Annotated in this window: 26 protein-coding genes; 14 read left to right on the top strand and 12 right to left on the bottom strand. The window is 73.5% G+C overall.

Going from position 1 to position 24,996, the window contains the following annotated elements:
- Positions 1–70: 70 nt before the first annotated feature.
- Together C4U03_RS13630 and C4U03_RS13625 are read right to left on the bottom strand one after the other, a co-directional pair.
- Positions 71–649 carry a hypothetical protein gene (locus C4U03_RS13630; RefSeq protein ID WP_103938115.1) on the bottom strand — a complete coding sequence of 193 codons (579 nt, stop codon included), beginning with the start codon at positions 647–649 and terminating at the stop codon, positions 71–73.
- A gap of 28 nt (positions 650–677) precedes the next feature.
- The gene (locus C4U03_RS13625) at positions 678–1,280 is read right to left on the bottom strand and encodes an O-methyltransferase (protein WP_103938114.1); all 603 of its coding nucleotides are present in this window, start codon (positions 1,278–1,280) and stop codon (positions 678–680) included.
- A gap of 311 nt (positions 1,281–1,591) precedes the next feature.
- Here C4U03_RS13625 and sigE point away from each other — a divergent pair, with 311 nt between their 5' ends.
- The 5 genes from sigE to C4U03_RS13600 all read left to right on the top strand — a co-directional run bounded on the left by sigE (position 1,592) and on the right by C4U03_RS13600 (position 6,375).
- Positions 1,592–2,197, top strand: coding sequence for an RNA polymerase sigma factor SigE (gene sigE / locus C4U03_RS13620; protein ID WP_235017844.1), 606 nt, complete (start codon positions 1,592–1,594; stop codon positions 2,195–2,197).
- 22 nt (positions 2,198–2,219) lie between these two features.
- Entirely contained in the window at positions 2,220–2,879 is a 660-nt protein-coding gene (locus tag C4U03_RS13615) for an anti-sigma factor family protein (protein ID WP_103938113.1), read from the top strand.
- Entirely contained in the window at positions 2,876–3,949 is a 1,074-nt protein-coding gene (locus tag C4U03_RS13610; RefSeq protein ID WP_103938112.1) for a MucB/RseB C-terminal domain-containing protein, read from the top strand. The genes C4U03_RS13615 and C4U03_RS13610 overlap by 4 nt, the downstream gene beginning before the upstream one ends.
- 83 nt (positions 3,950–4,032) lie before the next feature.
- The gene (locus C4U03_RS13605) at positions 4,033–5,910 is read left to right on the top strand and encodes a trypsin-like peptidase domain-containing protein (RefSeq protein ID WP_103938503.1); all 1,878 of its coding nucleotides are present in this window, start codon (positions 4,033–4,035) and stop codon (positions 5,908–5,910) included.
- A gap of 114 nt (positions 5,911–6,024) precedes the next feature.
- Positions 6,025–6,375, top strand: a complete 351-nt coding sequence (locus C4U03_RS13600) for a sec-independent translocase (RefSeq protein ID WP_103938111.1) — start codon at positions 6,025–6,027, stop codon at positions 6,373–6,375.
- 190 nt (positions 6,376–6,565) lie between these two features.
- Here C4U03_RS13600 and C4U03_RS13595 read toward each other — a convergent pair whose 3' ends face one another.
- From C4U03_RS13595 to C4U03_RS13585, 3 genes are all read right to left on the bottom strand, one after another.
- Positions 6,566–7,717, bottom strand: coding sequence for an Mrp/NBP35 family ATP-binding protein (locus C4U03_RS13595; RefSeq protein ID WP_103938110.1), 1,152 nt, complete (start codon positions 7,715–7,717; stop codon positions 6,566–6,568).
- 92 nt (positions 7,718–7,809) lie between these two features.
- Positions 7,810–8,352 carry a DUF1003 domain-containing protein gene (locus C4U03_RS13590; RefSeq protein WP_103938109.1) on the bottom strand — a complete coding sequence of 181 codons (543 nt, stop codon included), beginning with the start codon at positions 8,350–8,352 and terminating at the stop codon, positions 7,810–7,812.
- Positions 8,352–9,668 carry a magnesium transporter MgtE N-terminal domain-containing protein gene (locus C4U03_RS13585; RefSeq protein ID WP_103938108.1) on the bottom strand — a complete coding sequence of 439 codons (1,317 nt, stop codon included), beginning with the start codon at positions 9,666–9,668 and terminating at the stop codon, positions 8,352–8,354. The genes C4U03_RS13590 and C4U03_RS13585 overlap by 1 nt, the downstream gene beginning before the upstream one ends.
- Before the next feature lie 147 nt (positions 9,669–9,815).
- Here C4U03_RS13585 and C4U03_RS13580 point away from each other — a divergent pair, with 147 nt between their 5' ends.
- The gene (locus C4U03_RS13580) at positions 9,816–10,400 is read left to right on the top strand and encodes a carboxymuconolactone decarboxylase family protein (RefSeq protein ID WP_103938107.1); all 585 of its coding nucleotides are present in this window, start codon (positions 9,816–9,818) and stop codon (positions 10,398–10,400) included.
- Complete coding sequence (locus tag C4U03_RS13575; protein ID WP_103938106.1) at positions 10,384–11,292, top strand: RNA polymerase sigma-70 factor; 909 nt, start codon at positions 10,384–10,386, stop codon at positions 11,290–11,292. The genes C4U03_RS13580 and C4U03_RS13575 overlap by 17 nt, the downstream gene beginning before the upstream one ends.
- A gap of 10 nt (positions 11,293–11,302) precedes the next feature.
- Here the strand turns inward: C4U03_RS13575 and C4U03_RS13570 are convergent, their stop codons facing one another.
- Entirely contained in the window at positions 11,303–11,818 is a 516-nt protein-coding gene (locus C4U03_RS13570; protein ID WP_103938105.1) for a hypothetical protein, read from the bottom strand.
- A gap of 134 nt (positions 11,819–11,952) precedes the next feature.
- Positions 11,953–13,596 carry a penicillin-binding transpeptidase domain-containing protein gene (locus C4U03_RS13565; protein ID WP_103938104.1) on the bottom strand — a complete coding sequence of 548 codons (1,644 nt, stop codon included), beginning with the start codon at positions 13,594–13,596 and terminating at the stop codon, positions 11,953–11,955.
- A gap of 110 nt (positions 13,597–13,706) precedes the next feature.
- On the opposite strand from C4U03_RS13565, the gene C4U03_RS13560 reads away from it, so the two are divergent.
- The 4 genes from C4U03_RS13560 to C4U03_RS13545 all read left to right on the top strand — a co-directional run bounded on the left by C4U03_RS13560 (position 13,707) and on the right by C4U03_RS13545 (position 18,032).
- Positions 13,707–14,672, top strand: coding sequence for a LysR family transcriptional regulator (locus C4U03_RS13560; protein WP_103938103.1), 966 nt, complete (start codon positions 13,707–13,709; stop codon positions 14,670–14,672).
- A complete protein-coding gene (locus C4U03_RS13555) occupies positions 14,669–15,559 on the top strand; it encodes a serine hydrolase (RefSeq protein ID WP_235017843.1) in 891 nt (296 codons plus the stop codon). The genes C4U03_RS13560 and C4U03_RS13555 overlap by 4 nt, the downstream gene beginning before the upstream one ends.
- 20 nt (positions 15,560–15,579) lie before the next feature.
- The gene (locus C4U03_RS13550; RefSeq protein ID WP_103938102.1) at positions 15,580–16,521 is read left to right on the top strand and encodes an HpcH/HpaI aldolase/citrate lyase family protein; all 942 of its coding nucleotides are present in this window, start codon (positions 15,580–15,582) and stop codon (positions 16,519–16,521) included.
- A 62-nt stretch (positions 16,522–16,583) separates the two neighbouring features.
- Positions 16,584–18,032, top strand: coding sequence for a CPBP family intramembrane glutamic endopeptidase (locus C4U03_RS13545; protein WP_103938101.1), 1,449 nt, complete (start codon positions 16,584–16,586; stop codon positions 18,030–18,032).
- 119 nt (positions 18,033–18,151) lie between these two features.
- Here the strand turns inward: C4U03_RS13545 and C4U03_RS13540 are convergent, their stop codons facing one another.
- The 3 genes from C4U03_RS13540 to C4U03_RS13530 are packed head-to-tail and all read right to left on the bottom strand — an operon-like array spanning position 18,152 to position 20,361.
- Positions 18,152–19,273 carry an AAA family ATPase gene (locus C4U03_RS13540; RefSeq protein ID WP_103938100.1) on the bottom strand — a complete coding sequence of 374 codons (1,122 nt, stop codon included), beginning with the start codon at positions 19,271–19,273 and terminating at the stop codon, positions 18,152–18,154.
- Positions 19,270–19,923 carry a nicotinamide riboside transporter PnuC gene (gene pnuC / locus C4U03_RS13535; protein ID WP_103938099.1) on the bottom strand — a complete coding sequence of 218 codons (654 nt, stop codon included), beginning with the start codon at positions 19,921–19,923 and terminating at the stop codon, positions 19,270–19,272. The genes C4U03_RS13540 and pnuC overlap by 4 nt, the downstream gene beginning before the upstream one ends.
- 39 nt (positions 19,924–19,962) lie before the next feature.
- Entirely contained in the window at positions 19,963–20,361 is a 399-nt protein-coding gene (locus C4U03_RS13530) for an NUDIX hydrolase (RefSeq protein ID WP_103938098.1), read from the bottom strand.
- 84 nt (positions 20,362–20,445) lie between these two features.
- Between C4U03_RS13530 and C4U03_RS13525 the strand changes: the two genes are divergently transcribed.
- From C4U03_RS13525 to C4U03_RS13515, 3 genes are read left to right on the top strand one after another with little or no spacing between them, the layout of a single operon-like run.
- Positions 20,446–21,090 (top strand): DUF6758 family protein, encoded by a 645-nt coding sequence (locus C4U03_RS13525; RefSeq protein WP_103938097.1) that lies wholly within the window; start codon positions 20,446–20,448, stop codon positions 21,088–21,090.
- A gap of 51 nt (positions 21,091–21,141) precedes the next feature.
- Positions 21,142–21,849, top strand: coding sequence for an MBL fold metallo-hydrolase (locus tag C4U03_RS13520; protein WP_103938096.1), 708 nt, complete (start codon positions 21,142–21,144; stop codon positions 21,847–21,849).
- A 13-nt stretch (positions 21,850–21,862) separates the two neighbouring features.
- Entirely contained in the window at positions 21,863–22,765 is a 903-nt protein-coding gene (locus C4U03_RS13515) for a RecB family exonuclease (protein ID WP_235017842.1), read from the top strand.
- A gap of 128 nt (positions 22,766–22,893) precedes the next feature.
- On the opposite strand, the gene C4U03_RS13510 is transcribed toward C4U03_RS13515, so the two are convergent.
- Together C4U03_RS13510 and C4U03_RS13505 are read right to left on the bottom strand one after the other, a co-directional pair.
- Positions 22,894–23,805, bottom strand: coding sequence for an oxygenase MpaB family protein (locus C4U03_RS13510; RefSeq protein WP_103938095.1), 912 nt, complete (start codon positions 23,803–23,805; stop codon positions 22,894–22,896).
- A 244-nt stretch (positions 23,806–24,049) separates the two neighbouring features.
- Positions 24,050–24,937, bottom strand: coding sequence for an alpha/beta fold hydrolase (locus tag C4U03_RS13505; protein ID WP_103938094.1), 888 nt, complete (start codon positions 24,935–24,937; stop codon positions 24,050–24,052).
- Positions 24,938–24,996 lie beyond the last annotated feature (59 nt).

Below are 24,996 nucleotides of genomic sequence, written 5' to 3'. Positions count from 1 at the left end.
GGCCGGCCGCGGGTTCCGCGGGCTGTTCCGCTTCGGCCCTGACGCGTTTGCGGGCAGGGCCGGCGGCCGGTCACTTGCGGCGGCGGTCGATGATCGGGACGCCATGCCGGCGGACCTCGGCGACGATGTCCTTCAACGGGACGTTCCAGTCGGGGTCGGCCATCAGCAGCCAGGGCGCGTGCTCGGACCCGCCGGGCAGGTCGGTGAGGACGAGCGCGACGAGCTGCGGCTTGGGGGCGGTGCGGGCGTGCTCGGCGGCCTGCGGGCTGGACAGGAAGACCAGGTGGTCGCGGACCCGGCTGCCGCGCGCCGCGACGCCCCGGCTGACCAGGCACAGCGCCTCGACCTGCGGCCAGGGCAGCACCCGGTCCCGGCGGCGGCGGCGCGGCCAGGGGGCCGGCCGGCGCACCCCCTGCTCGTCCAGTTCCAGCACGGGGCGGCGGCCGAGCAGGTTTCCGGCGGCCAGCACCGTCCCGGCGCCGAAGAAGGCGATCCCCAGCACGCCCAGGACTAGGAACCCCATGGCGGCGAACCCCGTCCCGCCCCGCGCGCCGCCGGTGACGAACGCCACGGACGCACCGAACGCGATCAGCGGGGAGGCCACCCGGCCCGCCCGGTACCAGGAGGGCCGTGCCCGTACCGTCAGCATCCCGACCGCCGGGGGAGCCGGCGGCCGGTCAGCCGCGCTTGAGCGCGCACAGCAGGCCGTCGCCGACCGGCAGCAGCAGCGGTACCAGCCGCTCGTCCTCGCGGATCAGCCGCCCCACCTCGCGGATCGCCAGGGTCTCCGGGTCGCGCCGGTTTGGGTCGGCGACCCGGTCGTGCCACAGCGCGTTGTCGAAGGCCACCACCCCGCCGGGACGCAGCAGCCGCAGTGCGGCGGCCAGGTACTCGGGGTACTCCTCCTTGGCGGCGTCGCAGAACACCATGTCGTAGGCGCCGTCGGTGAGCCTGGGTAGCACGTCCAGGGCACGCCCCACGATCATGCGGGTGCGCGAGGAGCTGAAGCCCGCCGCCGTGTAGGCCTCCTTGGCCAGCCGCTGGTTGGCCAGCTCCAAGTCCACGCTGGTCAGTACGCCGTCCGGGCGCATCCCGCGCAGCAGCCAGATCCCGGACACGCCGCACCCGGAGCCGATCTCCACCACCGTGCGGGCGTCCAGTACGGCGGCCAGGAAGCGCAGGGCCGCCCCACCGGCAGGGCCGATCGGCACCGCGCCGACCTCCTCGCCGAGCCGCCGGGCGTCGAGCAGCGCCTCGTCCTCGGGGAGGTAGTCCTCCACGAAAGCCAGGGTGGCTTTTACCGCGTCGATGGCCGCCTCCCTAAGTCCCCTGGTCTGCTGGGAAAGACCATATCGCTGACCGGTGGAACGCTCGCGTGTTCATGGCCTCCCTTTGCCACGGGGCTCGGCGGGCCCCCGCGGACCCCGGCCGGCCGGTGGGACCGGGCGGGGAACTAACCGGCGCGCCCCGGCGTTCAAAGAGAAGTCGGTCCACGAACGCCCAGCCCAGGCGTGACCGTGTCGCCTCGTCGCGGCATGTTCGTCGTGAGAGAGGACCCAGCCATGGGAGGCGGAGCGCCGGAGGTGCGACCATGAACGTGGCGGCACTTGCGTTGAAGGGGGGAGCAGCGGCTCTGGATCGCGAGCATGTGCCGGAGGCCCGGTGGGAGCCTCCGTCGTGGGACGAGGTCGTCCGCGAGCACTCGGCCCGCGTCTACCGCCTTGCCTACCGGCTGACCGGTAACCCGCACGACGCCGAGGACCTCACCCAGGAGGTCTTCGTCCGGGTGTTCCGCTCGTTGTCGAACTACACGCCGGGCACCTTCGAGGGCTGGCTGCACCGCATCACCACCAACCTGTTCCTCGACATGGCGCGCCGCAAGCAGCGCATCAGGTTCGAGGGGCTCGCCGACGACGCCGCCGACCGGCTGCAGGGCCGCGAGCCCACTCCGGCGCAGGCGTACGACGACCGCAACCTCGACGCCGACGTGCAGGCGGCGCTGGACGCGCTGGCGCCGGAGTACCGTGCCGCCGTGGTGCTGTGCGACATCGAGGGGCTGTCCTACGAGGAGATCGCCGCCACGCTGGGCGTGAAGCTCGGCACGGTGCGCAGCCGGATCCACCGGGGGCGGGCGCAGCTGCGGGCCGCCCTGGAGCACCGCGCGCCGCGCCGCCTGGCGGCGCCGGAGGCCCGGTGAGGGACCTGATGGAGGACAACGCGTGACTTGTCTGGGGGAGCGTCTGACCGCCCTGGTCGACGGCGAGCTGGATCACGACGAGCGCGACCGCGCGCTCGCCCATCTGGCCGTCTGCCGGGCGTGTCGGCAGGAGGCCGACACGATGCGCCGGCTCAAGGGCCGGCTGCGCGCGCTGGCGAGCCCCCCGCAGGATCCCGCAGTCGCCCCGGACCTGCCCGGCGACGACTTCCTGAACCGGCTGCGCGCGCTGGGCGAGCAGCGTCCCGGCAGCGGTGACGCGTCCGGTCCGCCCGTGGGCGGGACGGGGGCATGGCCCCCGCATCCGGGTGCCCGGCGGGTTCCGCCGCTTCGCGGGCCGTCGCCGATGCCCATGCGAGCAGCCGCGACGCGCCGGCGCCACGCGCGTCCCTTCGCCGGTGACGGCGGTGTGCCGGTCCGGGTAGGCGCCGCCGCGGTGCCGGTCCGGCGCCGCATCCCCCGTCGTTACCTAGCGGTGGGCGCGGCGGCCATGGTGCTGGGCCTCGGCTCGGCCTCCTACGCCCTGGGCGGCGTGACCGAGCAGCAGCCTTCCGTGGTCCCCGCGTTCGACCGGCTGGAGGCCGAGCACGCGCTGACCAACGGGATCATCCCGATGACGGAGATGTCACCCGCGCCGGCCCCGTCCGCGCCGGCCGCCCCGTGACCTCCGCGCAGACCACCCCGTTCGGTCCGTCCGGCCCGTTCGGGGGGCGGAGCGCCTGGGTGGTGGGCGGGCTGGCCGCCGCCCTGCTGCTGGCCTGGACGCTGGCCGGGAACGCCGGTGCGGGACGCCGCGCCGACAGCGACCCCGAAGCCCTGGAACTGCTGCGCGAGACCGCCGCCGCCGCGCGCCGCACCCCGTACGAGGGCACCCAGATCCGCACCACGCTCACCGGCGGTGGACATACCAGGACCGCTGTGAAGGTGGCGCACGCGACGGACACCGTCACCCCGCTGCACGGCATCCTCGTACAGGACGCCTCCTCGACGACCGGGGGAGCGGCCGACGTCACCGCGACCGGTGGGCTGGCCGGTTTCACCCCCGCCCTGCTCGCCCTGCTGACCCGCAACTACACGGTGGTGCAGGCGGCCGACGACGACGCCTGCGGGCGCGCGGCCCACGTCGTCGAGGCCCGCCGCGCCGACGGCGGCACCGCCGGACGGTTCCGGATCGACGCCGAGACCGGGATCATGCTGCACCGCGAACTGCTGGACGACGGCGGCCGGGTGGTCAGCGCCCTCGGCTTCTCCGACGTGCGCATCGCCGAGCCCCGCACCCCCGCGGTGGCGGGCGCCTCGCGCGCCGCGCCGTGGGCGGCGGTGGGCGCCGCCGAGGTCGCCGGGCTGCGCGGACGGGGCTGGACCGTGCCGCAGGACCTGCCCGGCGGGTTCGTGCTGAACGAGGTGCGGCGGTCCGGCCCGGCCGACGGCGGGACGCTGCACCTGGGCTACTCCGACGGGCTGGCGGCAGTGTCGGTGTTCGTCCAGCGGGGTCGGCTGGACGAGCGGCGGCTGGCCGGCTGGCGCCGCTCGGGGGCGGTCTTCCATCGCGAGGACAGCCAGCGCTGGGCCGTGTGGGCCGCCGACGGTCATGTCTACACGGTCGTTACCGACGCCCCCCGGGCCGCCTCCGACACGGTGGTGGCCGCGTTGCCGCAGGCCGACACCGGCCTGTGGGGACGCCTGCGGCGAGGGGTCCGGCGGATCGGTACATGGGCGAATCCCTGGAACTGATCGGGTCTTATGCTCATCACATGTCGTGACGGGCACGATGGCCCCGGACGACGAGAACTTGCCCGCTAGGAGAGATGGCGCACATGACGGAAGACAGCCGCAGGTCTGTCGACGATCCGCCGCGCGAGGACGACGACATCGTTCCCGGCTTCGCCGCCCGGCAGCACGACGAGGGCCAGGGCACCGCGCCCCAGACCGCCGACGACATCGAGCGGGCCGAGCCCGCCGACCGGCGCGCCGACCTCCCGCAGGACGACCCGCCCGCCGACCTTCCCCAGGACGACCTTCCGCAGGACGACCTTCCGCAGGACGGCCCGCCCGCCGGCGCGCCGCGCGACGAGGCGCCCGCCGGCGCCGGCTTCGCGCCGCCCGACACCCCGGGCGCGCCGGTCAGGGATCCCGCCGACAAGCTGCTGGTGTCCCCGCACCCCCGGGCGGACCAGGCGGCCGGCGCCCACGAGGCCGGGCCCGAGCCCCGGTACGAGCCGTACGGGCAGCCACCGCCCCCCTACCAGGAGGCGCCGCCGTTCAACCCGATGGCCGACCAAGCGGCCGGGCACGAGCAGCCGCCCCCCTACCGGGAGCCCTCCCCGTACGGGCAGGAGCCCTCCGGCGGGCCCTTCCCGCCGGACGGCCGTCCGCGCCCCGGGTTCGTCCCGCACGGCCAGGACGCCGGTGGGCCCGGTCGGTACGGCTGGCCGCCCGCACAGCACCAGGGGCCGCCGCCTCCGTCCGGCCCGCCGCTGTCGACCGCGCCGCCGCCTCCGGGCACCGCACCGCTGGGCGGGGCGTTCGGCGGTCCGGGCGGTCCGGGCGGCGCGCCCAACTGGGCGCCGGTCCCGGCCCCGCCGGCGCCGCGCCGCGGCAGCCCCCCGCTCGGGGTGCTGGCCGCCATCGCGCTGATCGTCGCGCTGGTGGCCGGTGCCGTCGGTGCGGGCATCGGGGTGATGGCCACCGATGACTCCGGCGACCCCACCGCCGTCAGCCTGGGTGGCCCCGGGGACTCCGAGCCCGTCAAGCAGCGGCCGCCGCAGTCGGTCGCCGGGATCGCCCAGCGGGTCATTCCCAGCGTGGTCATGATCCGGGTGCAGTCCGGCGGGGAGAACGGCGCCGGCACCGGCTTCATCGTCAACGGCGGCTACATCATCACCAACAACCACGTGGTCTCCTCGGTCGCCGAGGGCGGCGGCCAGATCGAGATCGTCTTCCACGACAAGAAGACCTCGCCGGCCGACGTGCAGGGCCGCGACCCGGCCTCCGACATCGCGGTGCTCAAGCCGCGCACCACCCACAACCTGCCGGCGCTGGCCATGGGGGACTCCGACTCCCTGGCGGTGGGCGACCCGGTGATCGCCATCGGCTCGCCGCTGGGCCTGCAGGGCTCGGTGACCTCCGGGATCGTCAGCGCGCTGAACCGGGCGGTGCCCACCCGCGGCGAGGGCGCCGACGCCTCGGTGATCCCCGCGATCCAGACCGACGCGGCCATCAACCCGGGCAACTCCGGCGGCCCGCTGGTGGACGGCAACGGCCGGGTGATCGGCATCAACACCGCGATCGTCACCCTGGGCGGCGGGCTCGGCGAGCAGGGCGGCAACATCGGCCTGGGCTTCGCCATCCCGATCAACCACGGCCGCCGGATCGCCCAGGAGATCATCAACACCGGCACCGCCAAGCGGACGCTGATCGGCATCGGCATGGACCCGGCGTTCCCCGGCCCCGGGGTGCGCATCGCCGAGCGGGAGCAGAACGGCGTGCAGCCGATCGTTCCCGACGGCCCGGCCGACAAGGCGGGTCTCAAGCCCGGTGACGTCATCACCGCCATCGACGGCAAGCCGATCGAGGACCGGGTGGACCTGTCGGCGGCCATCCAGAGCAAGGCGCCCGGCACCAGGGTCAAGGTGACCTTCCAGCGGGGCGGCAAGGAACAGACGGTGGAGGTGGTCCTCGCCGCCGCCAACTGAGCGGCCGGCCGAGGGACCAACCTGGGACATCCCATTCCGGGACGATCCGGGCTGCCGATACTCTGAGGGGGCCGGACCCGCAGGTCCGGCCCCTCAGGGTCATGTGGAGGTTGGGTGTTCGACGTCGGACTCGGCGAGATGCTGGTGCTCGTCGTACTGGCCCTGGTCATCTTCGGCGACCGGCTGCCGTCCGTGGCCGGTCAGGCCGGCCGGATGCTGCGTCAGTTGCGGGGCATGGCCGACAGCGCCAAACGAGATCTGCAGGAGGGCCTGGGCCCGGAGTTCAAGGACTTCGACATCGCCGACCTGCACCCCAAGACGTTCGTCCGCAAGCATCTGCTGGAGGACAACGACGACGACCGGCCGGCGAGCCGCTTCGACGGCCTGGAGCCGGCGTACTCCTCCACCGGCCCGGACGACCTCGGTTACGGGGAGCGCCCGCCGTTCGACTCCGAGGCCACCTGAGCGGGCCGCACCGGCGGCGACCCGCGCCGACGAACGAACGACGAACGCGCGGGCAACGACCGAACGAGCGACGAACGCGCGGGCAACGACCAAGCGGGTAACGACCAAGCGGACGACGAACGCGCGAGTGACGAACGAGCCCGGCCGCGGACTGCGGCCGGGCTCGATGCCGTTCTCGCGGACCCGCGGGTCAGCCGCGCCGGGTGGGGCTGATGCCCAGTGAGCGGCCCACCAGGCCGCGCGAGCGGCCCGCCAGCGACTCGGCGATGGTGCGCAGCTCCTTGGCGGCGCCGGCGTCCGGCTCCGACAGCACCAGCGGGAGGCCGTTGTCACCGCCCTCGCGCAGCCGGGTGTCGATCGGCACCTGGCCCAGCAGCGGGACCTTGGTGCCCAGCGTCCGGCTCAGCGCGTCGGCCACCTGCTGCCCGCCGCCCGAACCGAAGATCTCGTTGCGCTCCCCGCAGTGCCCGCACTCCAGGTACGCCATGTTCTCGATCACCCCGGCGACCTGCTGGTGGGTCTGCGCGGCGATCGCTCCGGCCCGCTCGGCCACCTCGGCGGCGGCCTGCTGCGGGGTGGTCACCACCAGGATCTCCGCGGCCGGCAGCAGCTGGGCCACCGAGATCGCGATGTCGCCGGTGCCCGGCGGCAGGTCCATCAGCAGGATGTCCAGGTCGCCCCAGTAGACGTCGGCCAGGAACTGCTGCAGCGCGCGGTGCAGCATCGGGCCGCGCCAGACCACCGGCTGGTTCCCGGCGGTGAACATGCCGACCGAGATCACCTTCACCTCGTGCGCGGACGGCGGCATGATCATGTCTTCGACCTTGGTGGGGCGGCCCTGCACGCCCAGCATCCGGGGCACCGAGTGGCCGTAGATGTCGGCGTCCACCACGCCCACCTTGCGGCCCATCGCGGCCAGCGCGGCGGCCAGGTTGACCGTCACCGAGGACTTGCCGACCCCGCCCTTGCCGCTGGCGACCGCGTACACCTTGGTCAGCGAGCTGGGCTTGGCGAACGGGATCTCCTTGGCGACCTCGCCCGGACGCAGCTTCTCGCGTAGCGCCCGGCGCTGCTCGTCGCTCATCACGTCCAGCTCGACCTGCACCGACGTCACCCCGGGCAGCTTGGCGACCGCCTCGGTGGTGTCCTTGGTGATCCGGTCGCGCATCGGGCAGCCGGCCACGGTCAGGTACACCGCGACGCGCACCGTGCCGTCCGGTGCGATGTCGACGCTCTTGACCATGTCGAGCTCGGTGATGGGCTTGCGGATCTCGGGATCGATCACCGTGGCGAGCGCCGCGGTCACCTGATCGATCGTCACAGGGGAGGCCATGGCATCCATGGTATGAACTCCGTCGAGTCGTCCGCCAATCCGCCCCGGTAACCATGGTCACGCACCGTCAGGGAATACGGCCGTGGCGTGAGGGCCACCGGTCACAGGCCGTGCGAGGCGTAACCGCCCTCCGGGGGCACCCGGTGGTGGGGCTCATGGCGGCCGTCATGGCGGGCGTCGAGTTCCTTGAGCGTCTGCTGCAGTTCCGAGCGCAGAAAGTCGCGGGTGGCGACCTCGCTGAGCGCCTGCCGCAGCCCGGCGATCTCCCGGGCGAGGTACTCGGTGTCGGCCACGGTGCGTTCGCCGCGCGCCCGGTCCTGCTCGTACTGGACGCGGTCGCGGTCGCCCTGCCGGTTCTGCGCCAGCAGGATCAGCGGCGCGGCGTAGGAGGCCTGCAGCGACAGCATCAGCGTCAGGAAGATGAACGGGTACGAGTCGAACCGCAGCGCCGGCGGGGCCAGGATGTTCCAGCCGATCCACACCGCCACGAACCCGGTCATGTAGACCAGGAACCGGGCGGTGCCCAGGAAGCGGGCGAACCGTTCCGACAGCCGGCCGAACGACTCCGGGTCGTAGTGCGGCTTGGGCAGCAGCGTGCGGCGCTGCTCCAGCGGCTGGTCCAGACGGTACGGCCGGGTGGTCATCATGGCTCCTGGCGAGCGTGGGCGGAACGGCGCAGGGCCTCTTCCTCGGGATCGGTGGACTCGTCGGCGATGGCCTCCAGCACCGTCTCGCGCCAGTCCTCGGGCAGCAGGTGGTCCAGCACGTCGTCGATGCTGACCGCGCCGAGCAGGTGCCCGGCGTCGTCCACCACGGCGGCGGCCACCAGGTTGTAGGTGGCCAGGAAGGTGGCCACCGCCTCCAGCGACAGGGCCGGGCGCAGCGGTGCCAGCTCGGTGTCCACCAGCCCGCTGACCAGCTCCGACGGTGGTTCGCGCAGCAGCCGCTGGAAGTGCACGGTGCCCAGGTAGCGGCCGGTGGGGGTGTCGGTGGGCGGCCGGCACACGTACACCTGGGCGGCCAGCGCCGGGTCCAGGTCGGGGTTGCGGATGTGCGCCAGCGCCTCGGCCACGGTGGCGTCCGGCGGGACGATCACCGGGTCGGTGGTCATCAGCCCGCCCGCGGTGTTGTCGGCGTAGGTCAGCAGCCGCCGCACCGGGGCGGCCTCCTCCGGCTCCATCAGCGTCAGCAGCCGTTCCCGCTGGTCGGCCGGCAGCTCGCCGAGCAGGTCGGCGGCGTCGTCGGGGTCCATGGCGTCCAGCACGTCGGCGGCCCGGTCGGAGTCCAGCTTGCCGAGGATCTCGATCTGCTCGTCCTCGGGCAGCTCCTCCAGGATGTCGGCCAGCCGCTCGTCGTCGAGCGCCGCGGCCACCTCGGCCCGCCGCTTCTCCGGCAGCTCGTGGATGATGTTGGCCAGGTCGGGGGCCTTGAGCTGCTCGAAGGCGGCGATCAGCCCGGCGGCGCCCTGCCCGTACTCCACCCCGGACAGCCCGGTGATGGCGTCCCAGTCCACCACCAGGATCTCGCCGCGCCGCCGCCGCAGCCCCCGCCCGCCGCCGCGCCGCACGGCCGCCTTGGTCAGCAGCCAGTCGCGGGAGCGGGTGGGCTCCATGGCCACGTCCACCACCGCGACCTGCTCCCCGGTGTCGGCGAGCCGGACGGTGCGGTCCAGCAGTTCGGCGATGGCCAGGGTCTCGGACTCGCGCTGCTGGAAGCGGCGCATGTTCAGCCGCCCGTTGAAGACGACCTGGTCGGCCTCGATGGTGGTCACCCGGGTGATCGGCAGGAACACCGGGCGGCGCGGCTGCACCTCCACCACCAGCCCGAGGACGCGCGGCGGCCGGGGCCCGATCCGCAGCGCCACCACCACGTCGCGGACCCGGCCCACCTGGTCGCCAGCCGGGTCGAAGACGGCGATCCCGGCGAGCCTGGCGATGAACACCCGCGTCGGAGCGCTCAAGGCTTCCCCTCCCTGCGACCGCCGATGCTGTCCCGATTTCGGGACAGAGGTTACCCATGGCCGGGCCCGTAATCCGTGGGCGATGTCACGTCCGGCGGCCGGGTCTCGTCGTAAGGACGAGAGCACACAGCCGAGGAGGCCGAAGCCATGACGAGAATCTCCCTGAACCCGCCGCGCACACTGTGGTACCGGATGGGCGAGTGGTTCGTCCGCCGCCAGTACGGCGCCGCGCTGGACCCGGTCCGCGCGATGGGGCACCACCGGGGGGTGGGCACCGCCTATGCGATGTTCGAGCTGCAGGTGCCGCGGTGGCGGAAGGTGGACCGCACGCTCAAGGACCTGGCGGTGATGGCCGCCGCCGTCAAGATCGGCTGCTCGTGGTGCGTGGACTTCGGAACCTGGGAGTCGCACATGCACGGCATCCCCTTGGAGAAGGTCCAGGCGGTGCCGCACTGGCGCGACAGCGACCTGTTCAGCCCGGTGGAGCGGCTGGTGATGGAATATGCCGAGGCGATGACCGAGGACCCGCCGGGCGTCACCGACGAGCTGGTGGAGGCGCTGCGCAGGCATGGTTTCGACGACGCGGGGCTGGTGGAGCTGACGATGATCGTGGCGGTGGAGAACCTGCGGTCGCGGTTCAACGCCGCCGCCGGGCTGACCGGGCAGGGGTTCAAGGACCGCTGCGAGATCCCGGCCGGGGCGGGAAAGGAGTCCGGTGAACGCGGGAGATGACCGCCGGGTCGCGGTGTTCGAGGAGCACCGCGACCTGCTGTTCGCGGTGGCGTACCGGATGCTGGGCACCGCCGCCGACGCCGAGGACGTGGTCCAGGACGCCTGGCTGCGCTGGGACGCCGCCGACCGTGCGCGGGTGGACGATCCGCGCGCCTACCTGGTGCGGATCACCACCAACGTGTCGCTGGACCGGCTGCGGTCGGCGCGGGTCCGGCGGGAGACCTATGTCGGCCCGTGGCTGCCGGAGCCCGTGCTGACCTCCCCGGACGTCGCCGAGGACGTCGAGCTGGCCGAGTCGGTGTCGATGGCGATGCTGGTGGTGCTGGAGACCCTCAGCCCGCTGGAGCGCGCGGTGTTCGTGCTGCGGGAGGTGTTCGGCTACCCGTACGCGGAGATCGCCCAGACGCTGGACCGCTCGGAGACGTCGGTCCGCCAGCTCGGCACCCGGGCCCGCAAGCACGTGCAGGCCCGGCGGCCCCGTTTCGAGAGCGGCCGGGACGAGCGGCGGCAGGCGGTGGAGCGGTTCTTCGCCGCGGCGGTCGGCGGGGACGTCAACGAGCTGATGCAGGTGCTCGCCCCCGACGTGACACTGTGGAGCGACGGCGGCGGCAAGGTCCGCGCGGCGCGGCGCGTCATCGTGGGCGCCGACAAGGTGGGCCGCTGGCTGGACGGGGTGTCGCGCCAATCGATCGGCGGGGTGCGGTTGAGCGGCATGCGGATCGCGCAGGCGGACGTCAACGGTGCGCCCGGCCTGGTCTTCCACGGCCCGGACGGACCTTTGATGGCGGTCACCGTGGACGCCGATGACCGGGGCCGGGTCACGGAGATCCATGTGGTGGTCAACCCGGACAAGCTGCGGGCCCTGGCGGCCGGACGCCGCCTCACCCGCTGAGGGGGCGCGGTCAGCGGTCGGCGTGCCGCTTCTTGGCGCCGAGCAGACGGGGCGGCGTCCCCGCCGTGGTGGCGGGGGTGGGCACCGGGCGGACGGTGGCGTAGTCGCCGTCGTACCCGCCCGGTGCCTCCGTGATCTCGCCGGTCGGGACGAGCCGGATGACGTAGGACTCGCTCGCCCACCGCTCCAGCTGGCCTTCGTGGGTCGGCGCGTTGAGCCGTTCCTTGGCCAGCAGCGGCGCCACCTCGTTCCACAGATCGCCGCCCGGCTCGACGTGCTCGCACGCCGCCACCCACGACAGCAGCCGCCCCCCCTTGTCCTTGCTGCGCACCGTCACCGGCACCCGGTCCGCCTCGGGCAGGCCGGGCAGCGGCTGCTCGCCCTCTCCGCCGGTGAGGACGTAGGCGGCGCCGTCGTGCCAGACATGCCAGGCCGCCCGGGGCTGGGGCAGCCCGGGGAGCGTCAGCCACACCAGCGCGGACTTCTTCATCGCCTCTTCGATGAGCGCGGCCGTCACCTCTGCCATGTGTCGAACCCTAACCCCAGGGTCTGGCTCCGGCGGGCGGGAGCCCTGGGGCATGGTTTCGGCGGGTCGCCGGCGCGTTCACCGTGCCGTCCGAGTGGCCGCACCTGCCCCCGGACGTCGGGTGGCGCGCCGGTTCACAGGCCGCGCAGGAAGCGGGCGGCGATCGGGGCCGCCGCCTCGGCGCCGGTGCCGCCGCCCTCCACGATGACGGCGAACGCCACGTCCTTGCGGTAGCCGACGAACCAGGCGTGCGTCGGGGGCTTGTCGCCAGAGCCGAACTCGGCGGTGCCGGTCTTGCCGGCGGTGCCGGACGGGAAGCCGACCCCGGCGGCGGTGCCCTCGCTGACCACGGCGGGCATGAGGCTGCGCAGCGCCCGCGTGACGCCGCTCTCCAGCGGGCGCGGCCGCTCGGGCTTGCGGCCCTTGGCGTCCAGCGCCTGCGGGGCGTCGGCGGCCGGGACGAGCCGGGGCGAGCGCCAGGTGCCGTCCGCGGCGGCGGCCGCCACGGAGGCCATGTTCAGTGGGCTGGCCAGCACCTGGCCCTGCCCGAACGACGCGGCGGCCAGCGCGGTGGCGTCCTTGGTCGAGGGGAAGGCGCCGCGCACGGCGGGCAGCCCGCCGATGATGGGGGCGCCGAACCCGAACATGTGGGCGACCTGGGCCAGCCGCTCCTCGCCGAGCCGGTCGACCGCCATCCGCGCGAACGTGGTGTTGCACGAGTGGGCGAAGGCGTCCCGGAAGGAGACGGTGCCGTAGTCCTTGTGCTCGGAGTTGCGGAAGGAGCGGCCGCCCACGTTGGTGGTGGCCGGGCACGCGACCGAGGAGGACGGCGACACCCCGTCGGCCACCAGAGCGGCGGCCGTGATGATCTTGAAGGTGGAGCCGGGCGGGTACTGCCCCATCAGCGCCCGGTTGTAGCCGCCGGGCTTGTTGGCGACCGCCAGGATCTCCCCGGTGGCGGGTCGTACGGCCACCAGCGAGGCGGGCTTGTCCACGTCGGCCAGCGCCTCCCCGGCCGACTGCTGCACGGCCGGGTCGATGGTGGTGCGCAGTGGCGCGCCCTCCTTGCCGCCGAACCGCTGCAGGGTCTTGACCACGCCGCCCTCGCCGTCGACGATCTGAACGGCGAGGGCGGGCGTCCCGGCCAGCCGCTTCTCGTACTGCTGCTGCAGCCCGGAGGTCCCGGCCGGGTCACCCTCCCGGTAGGGCGCGCCGAGCTGCTTGGCCTGCTCGGCGGTCAGCTTGCCGACGGCGCCGACCAGTTGCTGCACCGAGCCGGAGGAGTGCCCGAGCAGCGAACTGCCCTCGGCGGACAGGATCGGCGCCCGGTCGGGCCAGGCCCGGGAGGCGCGCAGCCGCTGCCCGTCCTTCAGGTCGGGGTGCAGCACCCGCGTGTTCCAGTCGACCCGCCACGCGCCGTCCCGCTGTACGAAGGGCAGCGCGGCCTGGTAGGCCCAGGTCCGGTCGCCGGCCAGTGTGATCTTGGCCTCATAGGCGCCGCCGGCGACACCGTCCTTGGCGTCGCCGAGCGAGGCCAGAGTGAACATCCAGCGGGCGGCCCCCAGGTCGTCGCGCAGCCGCCGGTGCCGCTCGGCGAAGTCGGCCGGCGGGTCGTCCACCAGGGCCTGCATCGCGGCGTAGTCGCCGCGCTGCCAGGCGTCCAGATACCGCCGTGCAGTCTCCTGCGGGCCCCCGTCGCCCCGCAGGAACCACCACAGGCTCGTCCCCACGAGCACCGCCACGGCCGCGACGGCCACGGCCGCATGGGATCGGCGCATGTCGTACCCCCCTAGCGTCGCATCTCCCCACAGCAGACCAGCCGACCGGCCATGATGTCCAAGTGCATATCTCCGGTAGATCGATATGAATACCGATATAGTCCCTGCTCGTGAATCTGGTGGGGCATCTGGAGTGCTTCGTGGCCGTAGCCGAGGAGCTGCACTTCGGCCACGCGGCCGAGCGGCTCGGCATGGCTCAGCCGCCGCTGAGCCAACGCATCCAGCGGCTGGAGCGGGAACTGGGCATCCGGTTGTTCGACCGGTCCAGCCGTCATGTCGAGCTGACCCCGCCCGGGCGGCTGCTGCTGGAGGAGGCCCGTGACATCCTCGCCCGCGTGGATCGGATCTACTCGCTGGCCGCCCGCGCCCGGCTGGGCGCGGTGGGCACCGTGCGCGCCGGGCTGCCGGCCGGCCTGGGCGGCCCGGTGCTGGCCGCGCTGATTGAGGGGTTCCGCGAGCACTGCCCCGACCTGCGGCTGGAGCTGCGCGAACTCGGCAGCGCCGAGCAGGGGCGCGCGCTGACCGAGGGCGCGCTGGACGTGGGCGTGCTGCGCCATCCCTGTGACGTGCGGGACCTGGAACTGGGTCCGATGCTGCTGCAGCCCGTCGGCGCGGTGCTGCCCGCCGGCTCGCCGCACGGCGCGCGGGCCGCGCTGCACCCGGCCGACCTGGCGGGCCGGGAGGTGGTGCTGTTCCCGCGCGAGGACGCGCCCGGCGCGCACGACGAACTGCTGGCGGCCTGCCGCCGGCACGGCCTCGACCCGTCCGCCGTGCACGAGGCCCGGCACCCGCAGTTCGCCCTCGGTCTGGTGCTGGCGGGCACCGCCGTGGCGCTGACCCCGCGCACCGAGGACGCCGAGGGCGCCGTCTGGCGGCCGTTCGCCGGCGACCCGCTGGCCCTGCGCACCTCGTGCGCCTGGCCCCGGGGCCGCCGCGACCCCGTCCTGGAACGCGCGGTCGAGCACTTCACCTCGATCGCCACCGGGGTGCTGCGCCGGCACGCCGGCATGGTCCCGCTCGACCGCAGCACCGCCCGCCGGGTCGTGGCCCGCCCCTCCTCGGGGTTCCTGGCGTGAGCGGGATCGAGGAGCGCATCGAGCGGGCGTTCCGGGACGCCGGCGTCGTCGGGTGCCTGGCCGCGATCGACCTGGACGACGGGCGGCTGGTCGGGGTACGCGCCGACCGGCCGGTGGTGATCGCCTCGGTGCTGAAGGTGCCGCTGCTGGTGGCGCTGCACCGGCAGGCCGCCGCCGGGATCGTCGACCTGTCCGAGCAGGTCGTGCTGCGCCCCGGCGAGCGCACCACCGGCCCGACGGGCGTGGCGGTGCTGCAGGACGAGGTGCGGATGTCGCTGCGCGACCTGGCCGCGATGATGATCACCGTCAGCGACAACGCCGCCGCCGACACGTTGTTCGCCCGGGTCGGGGTGGAGACCGTCAACGCGGTGCTGGCCGAGCTGGGCCTGCACCGCACCCACATCCCCGGCTGCTGCCGGGAGCTGTTCGACACGCTGCTGGCGGACGCCGGGGTGGACGGGATGGACGAGCTGTGGGCGGTGCTGGACGAGCCGGGGCTGATGGCCCGGCTGCGGGCGCTGGACCCGGCCCGCACCGCCCGCAGCACCCCCGAGGAGATCGCCCAGCTGTTCGCGGCGATCTGGCGGGACGAGGCGGCGCCGGCGGCCGAGTGCGCCCGGATGCGGCGGCTGTTCGGGCTGCAGGTGTGGCCGCACCGGCTGGCTTCCGGCTTCCCGTTCGACGACGTGCAGGTGAGCGGCAAGACCGGCACGCTGCCGACGATCCGCAACGAGGCCGGGGTGGTGGAGTACCCCGACGGCGGCCGGTACGCGGTGGCGGTCTTCACTCGCAGCCTGAGCACCGCCTCCGTGCTGCCCCGGGCAGACGCGGTGATCGGTACCACCGCCCGGATGGCCGTCGAGCACCTGCGCGCACCCGGCGGATAACGGATGGGTAGCATCCGGGCATGCGCTCGCGTCGTTCGACTCTGGCGGTCCCCGCCAGCAACCCCCGGTTCATCGAGAAGGCCCAGGGCCTGCCCGCCGACGAGATCTTCCTGGACCTGGAGGACGCGGTCGCCCCGGCCGCCAAGGAGGAGGCCCGCAAGAACGTGGTCGCCGCGCTCAACGAGGGCGACTGGGGCGAGCGGGTCCGCGTGGTGCGCGTCAACGACCTGCGGACCCACTGGACCTACCGGGACGTGATCGAGGTCGTGGAGGGCGCGGGCGCCGACCTCGACTGCGTGCTGCTGCCCAAGGTCCAGGGGCCCGACGACGTGCGGTGGCTGGACCGGTTGCTCACCCAGATCGAGACCACCATGGGGTACGAGGTCGGCCGGATCGGCATCGAGGCGCAGATCGAGGACGCCCGCGGCATGGTCGGCATCGACGCCATCGCCGCCTCCTCGCCCCGGCTGGAGACGCTGGTGTTCGGGCCGGGCGACTTCATGGCCTCGATCAACATGCGGACGCTGGTGGTGGGGGAGCAGCCGCCCGGCTACACCGAGGGCGACGCCTACCACTACATCCTGATGCGCATCCTGATGGCCGCCCGCGCCCATGACCTGCAGGCCATCGACGGGCCCTACTTCAACGTCCGCGATGTGGACGCCTTCACCCGGGTGGCGCGGCGCTCGGCGGCGCTCGGCTTCGACGGCAAGTGGGTGCTGCACCCGTCCCAGGTCGAGGCGGCCAACGAGGTGTTCTCCCCGGCCCAGGAGGACTACGACCACGCCGAGCTGATCCTGGACGCCTACGAGTACTACACCACCGTGGAACGGCGCGGCGCGGCCATGCTCGGCGACGAGATGATCGACGAGGCGTCCCGCAAGATGGCCCTGGTGATCGCGGCCAAGGGACGGGCGGCGGGGCTGTCGCGCACCAGGTCCTTCGAGCCGCCCGGGAACTGAACTCCGCATACCATTCGTCCGACAGGCGATGGTGACCGGGCGTCAGGGGCAGGGAGTAGGGCGTGACCGATGAGGGGGACATGCAGGGCCGGCCGCCGACCGACCCGGTGCAGTCACCGCGGGAACGGCCCCAGGGTGCGGCGGAGCCGTCCGATGACCTGACGAAGCCCGCCGCCGTCTCGTCGAGGCCCCGCCCGGACTTCGCGCCGCCGCTGGAGTCGCCTCCCGTCCCACCGGGCCACCCCGGAAATGCCGGGCACGCCGGGCCGCCGCCGTACGGACAGTCGTCGTACGGGCAGCCTTCGCCCGGTCCGACTCCGTACGAACAGACCTCGTACGAACAGACCTCGTACGGCCCGCCTTCGTCTGATCCACCGCCGTACGGGTCACCTCCGTACGGTCCGCCCCCGTACGGGCCGGGTCTTTACGGGCAGCCGCCGTACGGGCAGCCGCCGTACGGGCAGCCCCCGTATGGACAGCCGCCGTACGGGCCGCCGCAGGTCAGGCGGCCCTGGGTGGTGGAGGCGCCCCCGGGCACCCCGTACCACCGGCTGGCCCGCACCCCTGCGCAGCGCTGGTGGCGGCCGATCGCGGGCACCGTGGCGATCCTGCTGTCCGGGCTGGCCGCGATCGTGCCCATCATGGTCGCCTGGGTCCTCGTCGAGTCCCTGACCAGCGGTGTGAGCGTGGTGCGGGTCGCCGAGGTGGCGGGCGAGGCGGACGGCCCGCTGCTGCGCGACTCCAACGCCGAGCTGGGCTTCACCCTGGTCAGCGTGGCGGTCTTCCTGCCGTTCATCCTGCTGGCCGCCTGGGCGTTCCAGCGCCGCCGGCCTGGCAGCCTGTCCTCGGTCACCGGCCGGCTGCGCTGGCGCTGGCTGCTGGTGTGCGCGGGGCTGTCGGTGCTGACCAGCCTGGTGTCGTTCGGATGCGCCTGGCTGGCGAGCCTGCTGGTGGACCGGCCCGCCCCCGAGGAGGGGGCATGGGTCGGCTGGGGCGCCTTTGCGGTGCCGCTGCTGATCGTGGTGCTGCTGGTGCCGTTTCAGGCGACCGCCGAGGAGTACTTCTTCCGCGGCTGGCTGCTGCAGTCCATCGGCGGTTGCACGCTGGAGACCCGTACCGGCCGGGTCGCCCGCGCGCTGAGCCCGGTGTTCCGCACGCCCTGGCCGGCGATCTGCATCGGCGGGCTGGCCTTCGTGTCGGTGCACGGCTACACCGGCTGGGGGATGGTCGCCATCTTCGGCTTCGCGGCGATCACCGGCTGGCTGACGGTGCGCACCGGCGGGCTGGAGGCGGCGATCGCCATCCATGTGGTCAACAACGTGGTGGCGTTCCTGCTCCCGGCCGCGGTCGGGCAGCTCAGCCTGGAGCAGGGCGACATCCCCTGGCCGTACGTGCTCGCCGACCTCGCGCCGCTGCTGCTGTACGCCGCCCTCGTCGCCAGGCTGGCCCGCCGACGGGAGCTGGAGACGGTCAGCCCCCCGGCCGCCGGTCCCGTGCCCGTCGCCGCGTAGCGCCCTGCCCGGCCGGACCCGGGTGGGATCGGCCGGGGCTCGGCGGGAGATCCTTGCCGCAGTGGGCGACTTCGCCGACGCGGAGGTCCTGCCGTCCGCTCATGGGGACGCCGGACCGGTCAGTCCGCCGGGCGCAGCGGCTCGCCGAACTCCCAGCCCCGGGCCAGCAGCTCGTCGATCGCGTCGACGGCCGTGGCCAGGCGCCGCTCATGCGGCCCGGACACCACCAGATGCGGCAGGTCCCGGCGGTCCAGTTCATCGCGGAACCGCTGGGCCATCGCGTCGCGGATCTTCTCCCCGTCCCGCCAGCCGTCCTGCTCGAACGGCACACCGGCGACGTCGGTGAGGATCCACAGATGGTGCGGCGCCCGCTCGTGCAACCGCTCCACCTCCGGGGAAAGCGATCCCAGGTACCGCTCGTGCCACAGCGAGGTGGCCAGGGCGTCGGTGTCGCACACCAGCAGCGGTGAGCCGGACCGCGCGGCGGCCTCCTCCAGCGCGAGGTGCCGCTCGGCGATCAGCGTGAACTCCTCCGTGGACCACGGCAGATCCCCGATCCACAGCGACGGGTCGTCCCGGCGGGCGACGGCGAGCTTCTCCTCGCAGTACGTCCGGCCGTACTCCGGCACCCACCGGGTCGCCGCCCACACCCCGCCGCGCGCCGCGTAGTGCGCCGCCAGCGCGCGGGCCAGGGTGGTCGTCCCGGACGACTCGGCACCGGCCACCACCACCCGGCGGGCCAGGTACCCGCGCACCGGCGGCGACAGCCACTGCCAGCAGCCCGCCGGGTCTTCGCGCACCCGCGTGCCGCTGACCGGGAAGCGGTCGCGGGGCGGGTCCACCGGCACATGCACGGCCGACATCCGGCGGGCCAGTTCGGGGCCGTACGGCTCGGAGCTGAACACCGCGTCGACGGCCGGCGGCCGCACTCCGAGCCCGTGGCCGAGCGCCAGGCCGTCCCGGAAGATCGCCACATGGGCCGCCCAGACGTCCGGCGAGCCGTAGTCGATCTCGACGTCGTCCACCACCGGGACGATCTCCACATGCGGCTGCGGATGAGCCTCCCGCAGCCAGGCCGCTCGCAGCGCCAGCGGGACGGTCTCCACGGTGGCGGCCGCCACCACCACGGTGACCCGCTCGCACGCCCCGGCCGCGGTGTCGATCAGGTGGTGGTGGCCGGCGTGCGGCGGATAGAACTTCCCGATCACCATCCCGTGCCGGAAGGCGCGCCCGGCCGTCATCGGGCGGCCTCGGCCGGCTGCGCGCCCCGGTGCGCCCGCCAGTCGCCGCGCCAGGCCAGCAGCCCCAGCACGCACAGCGTCAGGAAAACCACGTACAGGGCGCTGGTCAGGTACAGCTCCTTGTAGGCGTACAGCGGGATGTAGACCAGGTCGGCGGTGATCCACAACCACCACGACTCCAGCCGCTTGCGGCACTGCCCGTAGGTGGCCATCAGCGACAGCGCGGTGGTCAGGGCGTCCCAGAACGGCACCGTCGAGTCGGTCCAGGTGTGCAGTACCCAGGTCATCGCGGCGGTGGCGGCCAGCCCGGCGGCCAGCAGCCCGCCCCATTCGGGGGCCGAGGTGCGGGTGACCACCAGCCGGGTGCGGTCCTGCCCGCCGTACAGCCACGCCCACCAGCCGTAGGACTGCAGGACGACGTAGACGATCTGGAGGGTGGCGTCCGCGTACAGCCCGCCGTCCAGGAACACCAGGCCCAGCAGGACCACGTTGGCGATGCCGATGGGCCAGTTCCAGATGTTCTGCCGCACCACCAGCCAGACGGTGACGGCGCCGGTGACGAAGCCGAGCAACTCCGCCCGGCTGGTCGGCACGGTGCCCAGGTGAAAGGCCGGTCGCAGCAGGGGTTCCAGCAGGTCGTGCAGGGACACGGGCGCCTCCGAGGTTAATCGTCAAAGAGACGATAACAGTCAGGAGGGCAGCAGGTCCCACGCGGTGAGGGCTTCCAGCAGCCCCGCGGTGGTGGGCAGCCCGCGCAGCTCTTCGGCGGTGACCCAGCGGGCGTCGGCGGCGTCGTCGCCCGCCCGCAGGGTGCCTCCCGTCGCCTCGGCCACGTAGTCGTGGATCTCGTACGTCACGTTCTCGGGCCCCGGCCTGCGCACCACCCCGGCCGGCCCGCCGACCCGTACCGCCAGGCCCGTCTCCTCGTGCAGCTCCCGGACCACGGCGGCGGCGTCGGACTCGCCGGGCTCCACCCGCCCGCCCGGTATCGACCACAGGCCCTCGCCCGGCGGGTGGCCACGGCGGATCATCAGCAGCCGGCCCGCCTCGTCCCGGACGATCGCGCCCACGCAGCGCACGGTCCTCATTGTTCTATTGTCCGGGTCAACGGGAGCCATAGCCGTCGTCAAGGCACTTGACTCGGTCACGTCCGCGGACAACCGTAAGTTCTCGTGAGGGTCGAGCCCACCTGCCCGCGGTGCGACAGGCCGCTGCACGGGCCGGGGGCCGGGTCCGGCGAGTGGACCTGCCCCGTGCACGGTGCCGTGCTGCCGAGGCAGCCTGCCCGGCCGCCGTCCCCCGAAGGGCTGGCCGCCGCCCTGCACGACGCCCGGGTTCCGCTGTGGATGCCCTGGCCGCTGCCGCCCGGCTGGCTGGTCACCGGTTTTCTGAACGTGGGCGACGAGCGCAGCGGCGCACGCGCCTGCGCCGTGGCGGTCTCCGGCCCCGCCCTGCTGCAGGGGACCGCCGACATGCTGCTGATCGCCGAGGAGCCCGGAGTGGGGCTCGGCGCCTGGTACGCGGGGCTGGAGGAGGTCGACCCGGGCAGAAGGATCGGCGACGGCCCCCCGCACGCCAAGGTTGAGATCCAGGCCACCGGGACGCGCCCTCACCAACTGCCCCTGTGGGCCCTGACGGGAGGCCGCGACCGGGCGGTCTACATCGGCGAGGCGATGGGCAACTGGCTGTGGATCGTGCTGTGGCCCGCCGACGCGGGGGTCCTCATGGTCGACGAGCTGCACCTGATCGACCTGCGTGAGCCCGGCATGGACCTAGACCTGCCGTACGGCGTCTTCTGCTCCCGCCTGGAGGAGTAGCCGAGCTCTTCGACGGCCACGGGACCCCGGCGAACGGATAGGGTCTGAGCCGTGGACGCGCGTATCGAACAGGTGGTGTCGAAGGGCAAGTGCACCCTGGACGACACCGAGTACGAGGTCGAGAGCAACACCTACATCGTCGGGGACGACGACGAGGTCATCGTGATCGACCCGGCCCATGACGCCGAGGGCGTTCTCAAGGCGGTCGGCGACCGGGAGGTCATGGCGGTCATCTGCACTGACGGCCTCGACTCCCACCTGAACTCCGTGCTGGAGGTGGCGGCCGCCGGGGAGGACGACGAGGAGAACTGGGCCCCGATCGCCCTGCACCGCAACGACCGGATCCTGTGGCGGGACTACTTCGCGCAGCTCGCCAAGGAGGAGGACGACCCGGAGGACGCCAAGGCGCTGCGCTCGCTGGAGCCCGACATCTGGCTGGAGGACGGCGGCGTCTTCGAGATCGGCGGGGTCCAGCTGGAGATCCAGCACACCCCCGGGCACACCCCGGGCAGCGTGATCGTCTACTGCGAGCAGCTGAGCGTGCTGTTCTCCGGCGACACCCTGCACCGCGGCCGGCCCGGCTCGGTCGGTGGGGTCTTCTCCGACCTGCGCAGGCAGCTCAACTCGATCGGCTCGCTGCTGACCCCGCTGCCCAAGGACATCCGGGTGCTGCCCGGCCAGGGCGGGGAGACCACGGTCGGCGACGAGGACGCCCGCTGGGAGAGCTGGGGCGCCCTCGCCAGGGAAACCGACGACTGACGGGCTCCCTGCGGTGGCGGAACAGCTCGGTTTCGAGGGGATGCCGCAGCGGCTGTATCCGTGCACGCCGTCGCGGCTGAACACCTGGCTGGACTGCCCCCGGCGGTACCGGATGACCTATCTGGACCGTCCGGCGCCGCCCAAGGGCCCGCCCTGGGCGCACAACAGCCTCGGCATCAGCGTGCACAACGCGCTGGCCGCCTGGTGGCGGCTGCCCCTGCCCGAACGCACCGCCGAGATGGCCGGGACGCTGCTGCTGCGGGGCTGGCTCACCGAGGGCTACCGGGACGCCGAGCAGTCGGCCGCCTGGCGGGAGCGCGCCCGCGCGATGGTGGAACGGTACGTCTCCCGGCTCGACCCGGCCGACGAGCCGCTGGGCGTGGAACGCACGGTCGCCGCCAAGACCGCCCGCATCGCGATGCAGGGCCGTATCGACCGGCTCGACGCCCGGGGCGGCGAGCTGGTGGTGGTCGACTACAAGACCGGGCGGCGCGAGCCCACCGCCGACGACGCCCGCAGCTCCCTGGCCCTGGCCCTCTACGCGGTCGCCGCGTCCCGGGTGCTGCGCCGCCCGTGCCGGACGGTCGAGCTGCACCACCTGCCGACCGGCACGGTCGCCGCCTGGGAGCACACCGACGACTCGCTGGACCGCCACGTCCGGCGCGCCGAGCAGATCGCCGCCGAGGCGTCCGCGGCAGACGAGGCGTACCGCGGCGATCTGGCGCCCGCGGCCTCGAAACGCCGCCTCGCCGGCGAGGAGGGCATCGACCACTCGCCCTTCGACGAAGTGTTCCCACCGCGGCCCGGGAACCTGTGCGCCTGGTGCGACTTCAACCGGCACTGCCCCGAGGGCAGGCAGGCGGCCGCGCCCAAGGAGCCGTGGGCCGCGGTGACCGCCGCCGAGGAGCCGTCCTGAGTCCTGACCTCGTTTGCGGACATGCGCGGATGCTCTGGTGTGGTTCTCCAGGCCCATCGCGGAGGTCGGGGTTTCTCCGCGAGGGACAGGCCAGGTGAGCGCGATGGTCCGGCGCCGTCCCGGAACGGTCAGGCGCCGGTGAGGGCGGTGCGGTGGGCCGGCCAGCGGCGCGGGTCGCGCAGCCCGATCAGGCCCCTGCTGAGGTCGTAGCCCTCAGCCGCCAGCCCGGTCCGGGCCCGCTCCAGCATGTCCCGGGTGGGCTTCATGAACGAGTAGTCGTGCAGGCTCTCGGGCACGGAGTTCATCGCCAGCCGGAACGACCGCAGCGCGGTGGTCACGGCGGCCTGCGGGACCTCCGGCAGCAGCCCGTACATCCGCCGCGCCCACGCCGGCAGCGTGTAGTAGCACAGCGCGCCGAACGGGAAGTAGGCCGGCCTGCCCGCCGAGAGGAACTTCAGCCTCTCCGGCAGCTTGGGCCACAGCAGGAACTTCACCGTCTCCAGGGCTTCGTCGGTGGCGCGCAACTGGGGCCGCATCTCCTCGAAGTACGCCTCCATCTCCGCGACGCTGCCCGGCACGTCCTCCTCGTGCAACCCGACGTAGGTGGCGGTCCTGCGCTGCTCGGCCAGGTACCGGTCGGCCATCGCGTCGGTCAGGGGGAGCCCGGCCCGCCGGGCGACCTCCAGGTAGGAGCAGACCTCGGCGCAGTGCACCCACAGCAGCAGTTCGGGCTGGTCCAGCCGCTCGACCCGGCCGGTGTCGTGGTCGAGGATGCGCAGCCGGCGGTGGATTCCGCGCACCTTGGCGCCGAGCTCCGCGATCTCCTCCGGAGTGCCGAACGTGGCGACGCCCACGAAGTCGGCCGTGCGCTGGAGGCGGCCGAACGGGTCCTCCTGGAAGTTGGAGTTCTGCCACACCCCCCACATCGCCTTGGGGTGCAGGGCCTGCAGCATGAGGCCGCGCACTCCGCCGACCCACATGGAACGGTCGATCTGGATCCGCCAGGTGACACTCTCGGGGGGCTGGACCGTCACCGCCATGGAGACCTCCGGTGTTCGGGACCGTGAGACGAAGCGCAGTAAGTGTATCGTTACATGCGACAAATCCCGTCTCATGTGACAGGCCTCATAGCGAAGGCATAAAGCTCGTCGGAGCCACACAGAAGACGTGCAGCTCGTCGGAGCCGCACGGAAGCCCAGCTCTGCCGGAGCCGTACCGGAGACGGGAGAGCCCGCGAGCAGAGGTTCCGCTCGCGGGCTCGGGGGCGGTGGGACCGCCGGGAGGTCAGCGGCCGGCGGCCGGCCGGCACTCGGCCCGGCGCCAGAAGTCCGCCAGGGCGCTGGCGGTGGTCTCCGGGGCCTCCACGGCCGGGGAGTGCGCCGCGCTCGGGATCACCACCTTGGACGCACCCAGCCGCTCGGCCATCTCCGCCTGGGCCTGCGGATCCCAGGCGTTGTCGTCCTCGCCGTACAGCACCAGCACCGGCAGGCCGGTCTCGACGGCCGTCTTGGCCAACTCGTCCACCCGGTCCGGGCAGACCAGGATCTCCTGGGCCATGCCCAGCAGGCCGTGCACGGAGTTGCTCAGCATCCGCCTGCGCAGGAAGACGAGGATCTCCTCCGGCACCTGCCTGGCCACCGCGTCCGGCTCCAGGTGCAGTGTCCACATCTGGTCGATCCCGATCCGCGGCAGGGTGGCCAGCAGCGCGCCGGCGTCGGCGGCGCGGGGCCCGGAGATGGCGCCCGGACCCGAGCTCATCAGCGTGTACGTCAGGGGGCGGGCGCCGGCGGTCAGGATCGCCTCACGGGTCACCAGCCCGCCGAAGGAGTGCCCCACCAGATGGGCCGGCTCGGGGCCGAGGGCCTCCAGCAGCGCCGCGATGTCGGCGCCCAGCGCGGCACAGGTGTAGGCGGCCGGGTCGTCGGGCCCCTCGGTCTCGTACTGGCCGCGCATGTCGATGGCCACCACCCGCCGGCCGGTCCGCGCAAGGGTCGGCAGCACGGCGATGAAGTCCTCCTTGCTGCCGGTGAGGCCGGGCACCAGCAGGGCGGGACAGCGTTCGGGTACACCGGAGCCGGGAAGGGCCTCCAGCGCGGCGAACGTCCCGCGGGAGGTCGCGATGCCCGTCCGGCGCACATCAGGGGGCAGGGTCAGGAACCGGGGCGTACTCACAGGCCGCCAGCATACCCAGCCCCGGGCAAGGGCCCGGCAGCCGTTTTACCTGGGGTTCG

Source organism: Thermomonospora echinospora, assembly GCF_900108175.1.
In the GTDB taxonomy this organism is placed as follows: Bacteria; Actinomycetota; Actinomycetes; order Streptosporangiales; family Streptosporangiaceae; genus Thermomonospora; species Thermomonospora echinospora.
This window is presented reverse-complemented; position numbering and strand designations above follow the sequence as displayed.

Excerpts from the sequence above, each read along its gene's own strand:
- C4U03_RS13630 (WP_103938115.1), bottom strand. The coding sequence starts at position 649 with ATGCTGACGGTACGGGCACGGCCCTCCTGGTACCGGGCGGGCCGGGTG.
- sigE (WP_235017844.1), top strand. The coding sequence starts at position 1,592 with ATGAACGTGGCGGCACTTGCGTTGAAGGGGGGAGCAGCGGCTCTGGAT.
- C4U03_RS13605 (WP_103938503.1), top strand. The coding sequence starts at position 4,033 with ATGACGGAAGACAGCCGCAGGTCTGTCGACGATCCGCCGCGCGAGGAC.
- C4U03_RS13595 (WP_103938110.1), bottom strand. The coding sequence starts at position 7,717 with ATGGATGCCATGGCCTCCCCTGTGACGATCGATCAGGTGACCGCGGCG.
- C4U03_RS13590 (WP_103938109.1), bottom strand. The coding sequence starts at position 8,352 with ATGACCACCCGGCCGTACCGTCTGGACCAGCCGCTGGAGCAGCGCCGC.
- C4U03_RS13580 (WP_103938107.1), top strand. The coding sequence starts at position 9,816 with ATGACGAGAATCTCCCTGAACCCGCCGCGCACACTGTGGTACCGGATG.
- C4U03_RS13570 (WP_103938105.1), bottom strand. The coding sequence starts at position 11,818 with ATGGCAGAGGTGACGGCCGCGCTCATCGAAGAGGCGATGAAGAAGTCC.
- C4U03_RS13565 (WP_103938104.1), bottom strand. The coding sequence starts at position 13,596 with ATGCGCCGATCCCATGCGGCCGTGGCCGTCGCGGCCGTGGCGGTGCTC.
- C4U03_RS13550 (WP_103938102.1), top strand. The coding sequence starts at position 15,580 with ATGCGCTCGCGTCGTTCGACTCTGGCGGTCCCCGCCAGCAACCCCCGG.
- C4U03_RS13540 (WP_103938100.1), bottom strand. The coding sequence starts at position 19,273 with ATGACGGCCGGGCGCGCCTTCCGGCACGGGATGGTGATCGGGAAGTTC.
- C4U03_RS13530 (WP_103938098.1), bottom strand. The coding sequence starts at position 20,361 with ATGAGGACCGTGCGCTGCGTGGGCGCGATCGTCCGGGACGAGGCGGGC.
- C4U03_RS13510 (WP_103938095.1), bottom strand. The coding sequence starts at position 23,805 with ATGGCGGTGACGGTCCAGCCCCCCGAGAGTGTCACCTGGCGGATCCAG.